The 244-nt window shown below is 67.2% G+C and carries 1 protein-coding gene; it reads left to right on the forward strand.

The window, feature by feature from the left end:
• On the forward strand, nt 1-244 hold a 244-nt coding region (locus KUG43_RS16755; protein WP_216910965.1), incomplete at both ends, for an Ig-like domain-containing protein.

Consider the following 244-nt stretch of genomic DNA (forward strand, 5'->3'; position numbering starts at 1 on the left):
ACGACGATTTCACCGACGCCAACGAAACCCTCTCCATCGCCGAGGACAGCGGCACCACCACCGGCAGCCTCCTGGCCGGCACCTCCAGCCCCGATGGGCCCGTCTCGATCGCTTCCTTCTCCATCGCCGGACAGAGCGGTCCCTTCTCCCTCGGCACTCCGTTCTCGATCGCCGGTGTCGGCAGCCTCACCATCGCCGCCAACGGCTCCTATTCCTTCTCCCCGGCCGCCAACTACAACGGCCC

The organism is Synechococcus sp. CCY 0621 (genome assembly GCF_019038465.1).
Lineage (GTDB): Bacteria > Cyanobacteriota > Cyanobacteriia > PCC-6307 > Cyanobiaceae > Cyanobium.